This window comes from Streptomyces neyagawaensis (genome assembly GCF_023516595.1).
Classification (GTDB): Bacteria; Actinomycetota; Actinomycetes; order Streptomycetales; family Streptomycetaceae; genus Streptomyces; species Streptomyces neyagawaensis.
Genome location: NZ_JAMGBG010000010.1, coordinates 41,613 through 55,180, shown reverse-complemented (window position 1 = coordinate 55,180; position 13,568 = coordinate 41,613). Strand labels below are relative to the sequence as shown.

The following is a 13,568-nucleotide window of genomic DNA, read 5'->3' as shown; positions in this document are numbered from 1 at the left end:
CCGCCGCCCGTCGAGGGCCGCTGGGATCCGGGAGTCGCCGCGCATCGACTGCGGGGGCCGGGGGCCGCCGCGCTCCGAGAACCGCGGGGATCCGAGAACCGCCGCCCGTCGAGGGCCGCTGGGATCCGGGAGTCGCCGCGCATCGACTGCGGGGGCCGGGGGCCGCCGCGCTCCGAGAACCGCGGGGATCCGCGAACCCCGGGGATCCGACAACCGCCGCCCGTCGAGGGCCGCTGAGGACGGGGAGCCGTCGCGCGCCGGACGCCGCCGAGAGCCGCTGACTGCCGTAGGCCGTGGCGAATTGGGAGCCGTCGCGCATCGCCGGCCGCCGGAGGCCGACAGCGCGCTCCGTGCCGTGCCCGGGGCGTACCCCGGCGCTGCCTCCGTGCCACCCCTCGGTGCCACCCCGGCTCCCCGGCCCTTGTGACAGGCTGGGCGCAGGAACGGGACGTAAGGGTGGCCGGACGTGGGCGGTGAGCGTTGGCGGAGGGTGCTGAGCGGGTTCTGGCGGATGCTGGCCGTGTGGGCGGTGTCGACGCTGACGATGCTGGTGCTCGCGGGTGCCCTGCCCGACTTCCGGCTCCAGTCCAGCACCGGCGAGAGCGCCACCCAGATCGCCGTCACCGCGGCCCTCGGCGCGGGGGTCTTCGGTCTGCTGTCCTCCCTCGTGTGGCCGCTGCTGGTACGGGCGTTGCTGCTGGTGCCCGCCCTCGTCCTCGGTGTGCTCGTCTTCTTCCTCAACGGCTCGCTGCTCCTCATCGCCCTGTGGATCAACCCCTCCGGTCAGGGTGAGGCCGCGCCCGAGACCGCCGTGGTCGTGGCCGCCGTGATGTCCGCGGTCGCCTCCGCCACCGGCGGCGCCCTCGCCGTACGCGACGACGACGCGTACCGGCGCCGCCTGTACCGGCTGGCCGACCGCCGCCGCAGGCACGCCGACGGCCCGCCCGGTCCCGTCGGACCCGGCACCGTCTTCCTCCAGCTCGACGGCGTCGGCCACGACGTGCTGGAGGCGGCCACCGCGAAGGGCCTGATGCCGACCGTCGCCGCCTGGCTCGGCGCGCCCGCGCCCGGCACCGGGCACGTCCGCGCCACCCACCGGCTCACCCCGTGGCGCACCGACTGGTCCAGCCAGACCGGTGCCAGCCAGCTCGGCATCCTGCACGGCAGCAACCACGACGTGCCCGCCTTCCGCTGGTACGAGAAGGAGAGCCGGGAGGTGATGGTCTGCAACCGTCCCTCCAGCGCCGCCGAGCTCCAGCGCCGCGCCATCGAGCGCACCGGCGACGGGGGCCTGCTCACCGTCGACGGCGCGAGCCGCGGCAACCTCTTCAGCGGCGGCGCCGACCAGCTCGCGCTCGTCCTGTCCATCGCGGCCCGCCGCGGCAAGCAGAACCGGTCCCGCGCCGGGTACTTCGCCTACTTCTCCGACCCCGCCAACGCGGTCCGCACCGCCCTGTCCTTCGCCGCCGACGTGCTGCGCGAGATCGGCCAGTCCACCCGCGCGCGCCTGCGCGAACAGCGGCCCCGCGTCAAACGCGGCGGCCTCTACCCGTTCATCCGCGCGTTCGCGACCGTCGTCGAACGCGATGTCGTCGTCGCCGCCGTCATCGGCGACATGTTCGCGGGACGCGCCGCGATCTACGCGGACCTCGTCGCCTACGACGAGGTCGCCCACCACTCCGGGCCCCACAGCCAGGACGCGGAGAAGATCCTCGAACGCCTCGACCGCTCCATCGCGTTGATCGCGCAGGTCGCTGAACACGCCCCTCGCGCCTACCGCATCGTCCTGCTCTCCGACCACGGGCAGAGCCCCGGCGAGACCTTCCTCGGCCGTTACGGCCTCACGCTCAGCAACCTGGTGCGCGCCGGCTGCGGCCTGCCCGTGCCGCGCAGGGCGGAGCGTACCCACAGCGGCGCCGAGGCCCGCTCGGCGGTCCGGGCCGCGCTGCGCATCCCCGTCGAGGAGGGCGGTGAGGAACACCGCCCGACCCGCCGCTCCGAGCCGGTCGTGCTCGCCTCCGGCAACCTCGGCCTGGTGTCCTTCCCGGACGTGCCGCACCGGATGAGCCGGGAGGAGATCGACGCCCGCCACCCCGCCCTGCTGTCCACCCTCGCCAACCACCCCGGCGTCGGCTTCGTCCTCGTCCGCAGCGAGGAGCACGGCGGCGTCGTCCTCGGCGCGCACGGCGCGGAGATCCCCGTCGCCGAACTGAGCGACGACCGTCCAGGACCGCTGGCCGACTTCGGTCCCGGCGCCGCCGACGCCGTACGCCGCACCCACGGCTTCCCGCACACCGCCGACATCATGGTCAACTCCTGGTACGACCCCCAGGAGGGCGAGGTCCTCGCCTTCGAGGAACAGATCGGCTCCCACGGCGGCCTCGGCGGCTGCCAGTCCCGAGCCTTCCTCCTCTCCCCCCTGGCCCTCTCCGCCCCGGTCGAGGAGAACGAGGAGTTGGTCGGAGCGGAACACATCCACCGGGTCCTGAGACGCTGGCTCAGAGAGGCCCACGGCCCACAGGTACCGGTGGGCGCGCAGGCGCCCCACAGGGGCGCGGGGAACCGCGCGACCAGCCCGAACGAACCCGCACCCGCCAACCCGCAGGACCCGGCAGACGCGTAGGCACCCTCGGCCGCTCTGATAATTCGGCTGCGGTCCTTCGAACAGGCGCCCACACTTGGTCGCACCGTCCGGAGGACAACCCCAGGAGCCCACCCCTTGCAGGCAGCCGTCACCGTCACCCCGTCCCGTCTCCCCGAGTTGCTGCTGGGCCTCGCCACCGTGCGGCCCGTGTTCGTCTGGGGTGCCCCCGGTATCGGAAAGTCCTCCCTGGTGCGGGACTTCGCCGAGTCGCTGGGCCTGGAGTGCGTGAGCCTGCTCGGTACGCAGCTCGCCCCGGAGGACCTGATGGGCGTACCGCAGATCCGTGACGGACGCTCGGTGTTCTGCCCGCCGGAGGCCATCGCCCGCGACGAGCCGTACTGCCTGTTCCTCGACGAGCTGAACGCGGCGACGCCGGATGTCCAGAAGGCGTTCTACTCGCTGATCCTCGACCGCCGCATCGGCGCCTACGAACTGCCGAAGGGCTCCATCGTCATCGGCGCGGGCAACCGCGCCACCGACAACGCCCTCGCCCGCCCCGTCGCCTCCGCGCTCGTCAACCGGCTCACCCACGTCCACCTGGAGGCGTCCGCGAAGGACTGGCTGGTGTGGGCGGCGGGCAGCGGCATCCACCCCTGGATCGTCGACCACCTCACCGACCGCCCGGACCACCTGTGGTCCAAGCCGCCGAAGACCGAGGAGGCGTTCTCCACCCCGCGCTCCTGGCACATGCTCTCCGACGCCCTGCACTCGTTCGGGCCGGGCCTCGACGAGGACACCCTCCAGGTCCTCGCCCACGGCACCCTGACGCCCGCCCACGCGGTCGCCTTCTGCGGCTACGTCAAGGTCGTCCGCAGCCGCTTCGGCATCGAGGCGATCCTGAAGGGCGACGCCCGCTGGCCGAGCCGCATGGAGGACCGCGACCTGCTGTACTTCCTCGCCGACTCGTTCCGCGGCCGGCTCATCAAGGACCTGCCCGCCGGCAAGCAGCACATGTCGGCGAACGGCCGGCAGATCGCGTACCGCGCCAAGTCCCTGCTGGTGCAGCTCGCCGAGATCTCCGTCGAGGTCGCCCAGACCGTCATCGCCTCCGACGCCGACGGCCACCCCGTGCTGCCCGCCTGGTTCCTGGTGGAGGCGGCCCGTGACATGCCCCGGCTGGTGGAGGCCCGCCGATGAGCCGCGGCGGCGGCAGGAACCAGGGCAACGGCAAGAAGAAGCGGGACATCGCGGGCGCCGCCTACTCCGCGGGCCTGGAGCTGGTGCGGGCCAACCCGGCGCTGCGCTCCATGGGGCTCACCCATTGCCGCAGCGAGACCTGCGAGCTGGTGCCCCGCGACGGCCTCGTCACCGTCGACTCCGAGGGCGAGGTGCACGCCCACCCCGACCGGCTCGCGGAACCCGGCGCCTGGGCCTGGGCCCTCGCCCACGCCTCCCTCCACGTCGGCTTCGGGCACGTCCCGGCCGCCACGGGGGAGCGGGAGCAGCCCGACCGCTTCGACCTCGCCGCCCGCTGCGTCGTCGTCAACCGCTTCCTGCTCACCTTCCCCATCGGCGACGCCCCCGAGCACCTGCCCACCTCCTACCCGGACGGCGACGAGGAGCAGCTCGCCGCCCGCTGGCGCCAGGGCGGGCTGCCCACGGCGTACGAGCGCTGCGGCACCGCCGACAGCGAGCCCGACCAGATCCTCCTCACCTGGCCGAAGTGGGCCGGACAGCCCCCGGACTGGCAGCTCGCCTTCGCCCACGCCCTCGCCGGGACCATGTCCGCCGCGATGGACATGGCGGGTGGCCGCCGCGACTCCCTGGACGGCGAGACGGTCCGCAAACGGCCCTGGGAGGAGGCGCTGAGCTGGTTCATCTCCTCCTACCCCCTGCTCGGCGGCATCGCCTCCGGCATGAAGGTCATCGCCAAGGCGGATATCGCCCACGCCCACGACATCGCCGTCGCGGCCGTCGACGCGACGGCCGGCGAGATCTACATCAACCCCCTCCGCGACTTCGAGGACGAGGAGTGGCGGTTCATCCTGGCCCACGAGATGCTGCACGCCGCGCTGCGCCACGGCGACCGCTGCGGCACCCGTGACCCGTACCTGTTCAACGTCGCCGCCGACTACGTCATCAACGGCTGGCTGTGCGAGATGCAGGTCGGCACCATGCCCGAGGGGCTGCTGTACGACCCCGAGCTGAAGGGCCTGTCCGCCGAGGAGGTCTACGACCGCATCTCCGACGACCTGCGCCGCAAGCGCCGTCTGTCCACGCTGCGCGGCAAGGGCACGGGCGACATCCTCGGCGGCCCGCTCGGCACGCCCGGCGACTACGTCGACCTCGACGAGTTCTACCGCCGGGGCCTCGGCAGGGGCCTGGACCTGCACCAGCGGCAGGAGCGCGGGTACCTTCCGGGCGGCCTGGTCGAGGAGATCCGCGCCCTGACCCACCCGCCCCTGCCCTGGGACGCGCAACTCGCCCGCTGGTTCGACGAGTTCGTGCCCCGCCCCGAGCCGGTACGGAGCTACGCGCGCCCCTCGCGCCGCCAGTCCGCCACGCCCGACATCCCCCGAGCGGGCCGGTACTTCCCGCCCGAGGAGGTCGCCCGCTGCACCTTCGGTGTCGTCCTCGACACCTCCGGCTCCATGAACCGGGTCCTGCTCGGCAAGGCCCTCGGCGCCATCGCCTCCTACGCCGAGGCCCGCGACGTACCGGCCGCGCGGGTCGTCTTCTGCGACACGGCCCCGCACGACGCGGGCTACGTCCCGGTCACGGAGATCGCCGGACGCGTCCGCGTCCACGGGCGCGGCGGCACCGTACTCCAGCCCGGCATCGACCTGTTGCAGCGGGCCGACGACTTCCCGCCGGGCGCGCCCCTCCTGGTCATCACCGACGGCTGGTGCGACGCGCTGCGCGTACGCCGCGAGCACGCCTACCTGATCCCACAGGGCGCACGCCTGCCGTTCACGGCCCGGGGGCCGGTGTTCCGGGTGCAGTGAGCGGGAGCCGACGGGGCCACGCGTGACCCCCGGTCAGTGGTGCGGCACGAAGCCCGAGCGGACCCTGCCGAACTCGTTCAGCGCTCGCAGGGCGGGTGCCATGACCGGGCCGTGGGCCATGTCGCTGAAGGAGACCGTGTGGCCCAGCGAACCGGCGAGCGTGATCAGCTTCTTCAGGGTGACCCGGTCGTCACGGAACACCGGGACGGGGATCCGCTCGTGCGCCGCCTCCAGCACCCGGACGTGCTCGCTGAGCCGGCTCGTCGCCGCGTCCCGGTCGCCCTCATAGAGGTCGTCCAGCGCGTGGAACGTGACCTCGCTGGTCCACAGGCCCACCGCGTGCACGGTGACGGTCTCCGCGGTGAGCGTCGGCGTAGCCGCCAGGTCGAGTTCGTGCCGACGGGCCTCACGTGCCACGGTGTCGACGTACTGCACGGTCGCCGTACCCAGCCCCGACAGATCACGCCGCGGCGGCACCCGCACCTCCAGCACCACCCAGTACGTCTCCTCGAAGGCGAGGTCCGGAGCGAAGATCCGGATGCCCTGCTCGTCGGTGACGATGTCCGGCAACGGCTCGGCCCCGTAGTCCTTCCGCGCCCGCTCGCCAGCCCGCGCGGCCTCGCGCAGCACCGCCGCACGGGCCCGGGGGTCGCCCACCAGGTCGTGGCCGTACAGATGCCGGATCTCCACGTCGGGGGCGATGTCCAGCTTCAGCTGGATGTCGACGGCCGCCAGGTGGTCGCGTCGGCTCAGGTCGCCCAGGAGGTCCGTCTTGACCTGCTCCGGCCGGGTGACGAGCGCGCAGTGGCCGCCGGCCAGCCCGGCGAGGGCGGCCAGTTCGGGCATCCGGGCGTCGCTGCCGAAGCCGAAGCAGGACAGGGTGAGGTCGCCGCGCAGCCGCGCCGCGATGTTCGTACGGATCGTGATCCAGTCCCGTTCGCCGGACGTGGGATCGCCGTCGGAGAAGAGGTACACACAGTCGACCGTCCCCCCGCTCACCGAGTTCCGGGCGACCTCGTCGATGCCGTACTGCACGGCGAGGTTGATGTCCGTGCCGCCCTCGGCGGTCAGCGCGGCCACCGTCCGCCCGAACCGCTCGGGTGAGAGGTCCTGCTTGCACACCGAGGGCAGCACCGTGCGGACCTGCTGGTTGAAGGCGATGACGGCCACACAGTCCGTGGGGCGCAGTTCGTCGTACAGCGTCTCCAGGGCGGACTTGACCGTGTCGAGCTTCTCGCCGCGCATGGAGAGGCTGACGTCGACGACGAACACGAAGTTCACGGGCAGGGGTTCACCGGCGGGCACGTCCCTCGCGGGGGCGTCGGCCGCCTTCAGCGTGACCTCCACGAAGTGGGTCGTCGCCTCGTTCGCCTTGAAGTCGCCCTCCACTGCAGCGACTCCATGACTGACGGCGACGGCCTCCTGGCCCTGGGGACCGGGCACCTGGTCGGTACGTTCCGCCACGAAGTCGTCGAACCGGATCTGTTCCTGCCCGATGATCACGCCCTGCTCGATCAGATCCCGCGCACCGAGCAGCGACCGGGTCCCGAAGGCACTGTTCCTACGGATGAACAGGCCGTCGTGGGGGAGGGGCAGCGATGCGTCGTGCGCAGGACGGGGAGGGCGGTCGGTCGGGGGGTGGATGTGGAGCGAGTTGATGTGGTCGGCCTGGACGACGGTGCCGGTGGAGTCGCCGGTGAAGTTGTTGCGGGGCGCTGCCCCTTGTGTCGGGCTCCCTGCCAAGGGGGGCGCGCCGGTCACTGGTCGGGGGCGACCGGCGGCACGGCGGGGCCTGCTCGCCATCCTTCCCCACTCGGTGAACATGGGCGGATCCGCCGTCCTCCGGAGCCCCGAGCGGATCTCCCGGCCCTGGCGCAGCCATCGCCACAGCGGTTCGTCGAGGGTGCCGGGGGCGGGGGCGGTGATCTCGGGATGGACCACGACGGTCAGTGTGCTCCCGTCGTGGAGGGTGTCGTTCATCAGCTCGTCCACTTGAGACGAGTCGACGTACCCCCAGGACGACAACCGCAGCGGCACATACATGCCCTCCGCCTCCGCGAACGCCCGGCAGTCGGCGAAACGTCGCCTGTCGTCGTCGGAGATCACGCCGGGCACGGCGAACGACCGCCGCCACCCGATGAACGGTAACGCCACCACGTGCCCGACCGCCCGCGCGGCCGGTCGGCGCGACGCGCCGCTGCGCCCCGGAACGCACATCCGCAGCGCCGCACCGGCCCGTAACAGGTTCCACAGCGTCGCCCCGTCGTCCGGTGACCGCTCGAACGGCCCACTGCCGGGGTGGACGACGACCACCGCGTCCGGATGGGTCGCCAGCGCCTCGTCCACCTCGTCCACGGTCCGCGCGGGCTCGTCCAGCGGCGCGAGGCCCATGGTGAGCGCGTACCCGCAGACCAGCTCGACTGCCGAGTACGGGCTGGCGTACGGCCCGACGTACACGACCGCCGTCCGCCCGGCCCCCGTTGCGTTCTCCTCACTCCGCATGCGCACCAACCCCGTTGTGCCCCAGAAGACTTGGAAAGTTCGACTACGTTCCCGGACTGTACGGCTTTCCCCTGACGCACGTCAGGCGAACGATCCGTCGGCCGCGGCGGGACACCGCCCCGTCGGCTGGGTGCGGGGCGGCTCGGTGTGATCGGATGGGGTCCGACCCCGTTGGAACGGGACCCACGTGAAAGGAAGAACCGTGGCTACCACGCGCTCCGCACACACCGTATGGGAAGGCAACCTGCTCGAGGGCAACGGTGTCGTCACCTTCGACTCGTCCGGCGCCATCGCCGAGCAGCCGGTGACGTGGGCCGCTCGCACGCAGGAGGCGAACGGCAAGACCAGCCCCGAGGAGCTGATCGCCGCCGCCCACTCCAGCTGCTTCTCGATGGCGTTCTCGCACGCCCTCGCCGGCGCCGGCACGCCGCCCACCAAGCTCGTCACCTCCGCCGACGTGACGTTCCAGCCGGGTGAGGGCATCACCGGCATCCACATCACCGTCGAGGGCGAGGTGCCCGGTCTCGACGAGGCGGGCTTCGTCGCGGCGGCCGAGAACGCCAAGGTGAACTGCCCCGTCAGCCAGGCCCTCAAGGCCGTGCCGATCACCCTGTCGGCCAAGCTGGCCTGACCCGCGGACCCACGACGGCCGGACCGGTCACCCTCTCGGGGGCAGGTCCGGCCGTCGGCGTCGCGGATGCGCGAGTCGCCGGGGGCGAGCACATTGGGCGCATGAGTGACGACGCACAGCCATCGGTGCCCGACGCGGAGCTGAGAATCGCCGTCGCCTTCACCGGCGGCCTCAGCCTCGCCGTCTGGATGGGCGGCGTTGCCCGAGAGCTGAACCTGCTGACGACCGCCGCGCGCGCCGACGCGTCCGGCACGCCCGCCGGGCTCGTGCGCGCCCGGTACAAGCGGCTGCTCGACCTGCTGCGGCTCGACGTCAGCGTCGACGTGCTCTCCGGCACCAGCGCAGGCGGCATCAACGCGGCCCTCCTGGGCCTCGCCACCGTACGCGGCTGCGACCTGGGCGGACTGCGGTCGCTGTGGCTCGACGAGGGCGCGCTCGGGACCCTCCTGCGTGACCTGGACGAGCCGCGACCGCCCTCCCTCCTCCAGGGCGAGGAACGACTGTTGCGCGGTCTGGAGACGGGGCTGAAGTCGGTCTTCGAGGACCAGGTGAAGGGCCTCGACCGTGTGGAGGGCCTCGACCCCGATCCCACCCGGGTCTTCATCACCACCACGCTCCTGGACGGCATGCCGCACCCCTTCCGGGACGACTACGGCAGCACCGTCCACGACCGCGACCACCGGGGGCTGTTCCGGTTCACCGCCACCGACCTCGAACGCCCACAGATCATCCCGGCGCTGGCCCGGGCGGCCCGCTCCAGCGCCTCCTACCCCGTGGCCTTCGAACCCGCGTACATCCCCGCGGGCGAGCCCACGCATCAGCGTCCCGACATGGGCCCCTACATGGTGCGGCTGCCCGCGACGCAGTTCTGCGCCGACGGGGGACTGCTGGCCAACCGCCCGATCGGGCCCGCGCTCCAGGCGGTCTTCGACCGGCCCGCGACCCGCGAGGTGCGCCGGGTGCTCGCCTACGTCGTCCCGTCCGCCGACGGCGCCTCCGAACGGCCCGCGGCGCCGCCCGTCCCCGACGACGTCCCGTCGCTGGGGCCGATGGTGCTGAAGGTCTTCGGCATCGTCACCTCCCAGAGCATCAGCGCCGAGCTGAGCGCCCTGGCCGCCCACAACGAGCGGGTCAGGAGCCGGCTGCGGGCGGAGACCCGGTTGGCCCGGATGGCGGTACGGGGCGCCGACCTCGGCGACGCGGACCTGCACCGGGAACACCGCGCGAAGCATGTGCGGGCGCTGGCCCGGTCCGTCGCCGAGGAGACCCTGGGCCAGATGATCGCCTGCGGCGCCGGCCCCCGGGAACGCCCGGTCGGTTTCGGCCCCGACCTGGACCGGCTCACCGCCGGGGCGGTCGACGTCATCGAGGGCGCCGGTCCGTTGCCGGAGGCCCTGCCGGGGGACGCGGAGGTCTTCGACGCGCTCGCCCGTTACGGGCGGCCGCTGCTCGACGCGGGCAAGGCCACCGTGCTGCGGCTGCTGCGGGAGAGCGGCGCTCAGGCACCGGCCGACATCCGTAAGGCCCTGGAGGAACAGGCCGGGAAGGTGCACGCCGCGATGCCGGCGCGGAGCAGGAACGATCTCCGTACGCAGGTCCGGCCGACCGTCGAGGCGGTGCTCGGCCGCGTACCCCCGGACGACGACCCCGTGGGCGCCGTGATCCGGACGCCCGGCTGGGCCGCCGCGATCACCGTACAACTGCCCACCGCGCAGGACCTGCCGGACCTGGCGACGGCCTGGCGGACCATGGTGGACGCGGTCCTCGACACCCGGCGGCGGTTCCCCCACGGGGCGCCCGGCGGGGGCGACGAGGCCCCGGCGTGGCAGGTGCTGCTGACCTATCTGGCCGGGACCCCGGCCGGGGCCGGGCCCGAGGCCGGGCCGGGTGATGCGCCGCCCCCCGGCGCCGTCGCGCGGCGGCTGTTCGACCTCCTCGCCGCCCAGCGGGTGATCTTCCCGGACGAGACGGCCGCCCGGCAGCGCGTGGAACTGATCCAGATGAGCGCCGACACCCGCACCCTGCTCGATGACCGGCAGACCGCCGCACAGAAGCTCACCGGGTTGCAGCTCCATCACTTCGGGGCGTTCTTCAAGCGGTCCTGGCGGGCCAACGACTGGATGTGGGGCCGGCTGGACGGCGCCGGATGGCTCGTCCACGTGCTGCTCTCCCCGCAGCGCCTGAAGGGGCTCGCGGCCGAGGGCGTGCCCGTGGGGGAACGGCTGAGGGAGATCGCCGGAACCGAGGCGCCGAGCGGGGTGTTCACCCCGGGTCCCGAGGGGGAGCCCGCCGAGCTGGCCTTCCTCACCGCGGACGACTCGGCGCCCCTGCCGGCGAGCCTGCCGCAGACGTCGATGTGGGTGGCCCTCGGCATCCAGCGGCTGATCGCGGCGGAGGAGCTGCCCTGTGTCGCCGAACAGGCCGAGGCCGACCAGAAGGCGGGCGGCGCCCATGCCGCGGCCGACTTCCTCCAGCGCTACCGACGGCGCTACCCCGACTCCCGGCAGCCGGTCGACCCGGACACCGTCGACGAGTTCCTGCGCGCCTGCCGGATCTCGGAGGAGACCTTCCGTCGTGAGAAGGACAGCAGGCTGCTGAAGCACACGGTCTCGCACGCCGCCGTGGTGACGGCCAACGCGGTCCGCGCGACAGTCGACCGGTGGTCCTGGCGCCTGCTCTTCGGCGGTGTGAGCCGGGCGCTGCGCCTGGCGCACGCGGTGCGCAGACGCACCTAGCCCCCGGCCCGGCCGCACCCACCGGGCCCCGTGCCCCGGTGGGGGACGCCCCCATGCCCCATTGACAAGAGGCCACTCAAGTTTTGTGCTGGTGGTAGGAGCCATGGGTCGGCGGGCAGGCGTGCGGGCGCGGGAGCCACGGGCGCGACCCGGGCGGAACCTTGCGGGAAGGGGACGGCGATGGGGCGTGCGGTCGGAATCGATCTCGGGACGACGAACTCGGTGGTGGCCGTGCTGGAGGGCGGCGACCCGACCGTCGTCACGAACGCGGAGGGCCAGCGGACCACCCCCTCCGTGGTGGCCTTCGCCAAGAACGGCGAGGTCCTCGTGGGCGAGGTCGCGAAGCGGCAGGCCGTGACGAACGTGGAGCGCACCGCGCGCTCCGTCAAACGCCACATGGGCGACGGGGGCTGGCGCTTCCCCGAGCAGGGCTCCGTGGACGGCACCCGCCTGAGGGCCCAGGAACTGTCCGCCCGAGTACTGCAGAAGCTGAAGCGGGACGCCGAGGCGTACCTCGGCGACGACGTCACCGACGCGGTGATCACCGTCCCGGCGTACTTCGACGACTCCCAGCGGCAGGCCACCAAGGAGGCCGGGGAGATCGCCGGCCTCAAGGTCCTGCGGATCATCAACGAGCCCACGGCCGCGGCCCTCGCGTACGGCCTGGACCGGGGTGACGAGCAGACCGTCCTCGTCTTCGACCTCGGCGGCGGCACCTTCGACGTCTCGCTGCTGGAGATCGGCGACGGCGTCATCGAGGTCAAGGCCACCAACGGGGACACGCATCTCGGCGGCGACGACTGGGACCAGCGGGTCGTGGAGTACCTCGTCAAGAGGTTCAAGGGACAGCACGGCATCGACCTCGGCAACGACAAGATGGCGCTCCAACGGCTCCGGGAGGGCGCCGAGAAGGCCAAGATCGAACTGTCCAGCTCCTCCGAGACGTCCATCAACCTCCCGTACGTCACCGCCTCCGCCGAGGGGCCGCTGCATCTGGAGGAGCGGCTGACACGCGCCCAGTTCCAGGAGCTGACGGCCGATCTGCTCGACCGCTGCAAGACGCCCTTCCACCAGGCCGTGAAGGACGCCGGGGTGAAGCTCTCCGCGATCGACCACGTCATCCTCGTCGGCGGCTCGACACGGATGCCCGCCGTGACCGAGCTGGTGAAGGAGCTCACCGGGAAGGACCCGCACAAGGGCGTGAACCCCGACGAGGTGGTGGCCGTGGGCGCCGCGCTCCAGGCGGGCGTCCTGCGCGGCGACGTGAAGGACGTCCTGCTGCTCGACGTCACCCCGCTGTCGCTGGGGATCGAGACCAAGGGCGGCATCATGACCAAGCTGATCGAGCGGAACACCACGATCCCGACCCGGCGTTCGGAGATCTTCACCACGGCCGCCGACAACCAGCCCTCGGTCGGCATCCAGGTCTACCAGGGGGAACGGGAGATCGCCGCGTACAACAAGAAGCTCGGCGTCTTCGACCTCACCGGCCTTCCCCCGTCACCGCGCGGGGTGCCGCAGATCGAGGTCGCGTTCGACATCGATGCCGACGGGATCATGCACGTCTCGGCGAAGGACCTGGCGACCGGGCGCGAACAGAAGATGACCGTCACCGGTGGTTCCGCCCTGCCCAAGAACGACATCGACCGGATGATGCGGGAGGCCGAGCAGTACGCGGAGGAGGACCGGCGGCGCCGGGAGGCCGCGGAGACCCGCAACCAGGCGGAGCAACTCGTCTACCAGACCGAGCGGTTCATCCGTGACAACGAGGAGCGGGTACCGGCCGACATCCGCGGCGAGGTCGAGGCCGCCGCGGCCGAGCTGAAGCAGCTCCTCGACCACCCCGAGGACACGGCCGCCCTCCGGGCCGGCATCGACAAACTCGCCACGGTCAGCCAGCGCATGGGCCAGGCGATGTACGCGACGGCCTCCGGGGCGCGGACCGAGGAACCCCGCCCCGGCCCGGACCCCGCCGACGAGGAGGGCGTCGTGGACGCGGAGATCGTCGACGACGACAAGAACACCAAGGGGGGCGCGGCCTGACGGAGCCGGCGGCCCCGAGTCGCGGGGCCCGCCCCCTTCACGAGGCGGCGGCGCTCAGACGCCGGCCG

At 72.7% G+C, this 13,568-nt stretch carries 7 protein-coding genes; 6 read left to right on the top strand and 1 reads right to left on the bottom strand.

The genetic code is table 11. From position 1 onward, the window contains the following. Positions 1-511: 511 nt before the first annotated feature. From M8J73_RS05250 to M8J73_RS05240, 3 genes are all read left to right on the top strand, one after another. Complete coding sequence (locus tag M8J73_RS05250) at positions 512-2,623, top strand: phage holin family protein (protein ID WP_055542898.1); 2,112 nt, start codon at positions 512-514, stop codon at positions 2,621-2,623. Between the two features lie 96 nt (positions 2,624-2,719). Further along, positions 2,720-3,781, top strand: a complete 1,062-nt coding sequence (locus M8J73_RS05245; protein ID WP_055542899.1) for an ATP-binding protein — start codon at positions 2,720-2,722, stop codon at positions 3,779-3,781. Beyond that, positions 3,778-5,589: a vWA domain-containing protein gene (locus M8J73_RS05240; RefSeq protein WP_249828298.1), complete on the top strand. Its 1,812-nt coding sequence runs from the start codon at positions 3,778-3,780 to the stop codon at positions 5,587-5,589. Before M8J73_RS05245 ends, M8J73_RS05240 begins: the two co-directional genes overlap by 4 nt. Positions 5,590-5,622: 33 nt before the next feature. Here the strand turns inward: M8J73_RS05240 and M8J73_RS05235 are convergent, their stop codons facing one another. Further along, on the bottom strand, positions 5,623-8,091 hold the full coding sequence (locus M8J73_RS05235; protein WP_249828333.1) for a VWA domain-containing protein: 2,469 nt from the start codon (positions 8,089-8,091) through the stop codon (positions 5,623-5,625). Positions 8,092-8,293: 202 nt separating this feature from the next. On the opposite strand from M8J73_RS05235, the gene M8J73_RS05230 reads away from it, so the two are divergent. The 3 genes from M8J73_RS05230 (at position 8,294) to dnaK (ending at position 13,500) form a co-directional block, all read left to right on the top strand. Further along, the gene (locus M8J73_RS05230; protein WP_055541002.1) at positions 8,294-8,722 is read left to right on the top strand and encodes an OsmC family protein; all 429 of its coding nucleotides are present in this window, start codon (positions 8,294-8,296) and stop codon (positions 8,720-8,722) included. Positions 8,723-8,823: 101 nt separating this feature from the next. Beyond that, a complete protein-coding gene (locus M8J73_RS05225; RefSeq protein WP_079055078.1) occupies positions 8,824-11,457 on the top strand; it encodes a patatin-like protein in 2,634 nt (877 codons plus the stop codon). A 180-nt stretch (positions 11,458-11,637) separates the two neighbouring features. Further along, the gene (gene dnaK, locus M8J73_RS05220) at positions 11,638-13,500 is read left to right on the top strand and encodes a molecular chaperone DnaK (protein WP_055541004.1); all 1,863 of its coding nucleotides are present in this window, start codon (positions 11,638-11,640) and stop codon (positions 13,498-13,500) included. The last annotated feature ends 68 nt before the right edge of the window (positions 13,501-13,568 follow it).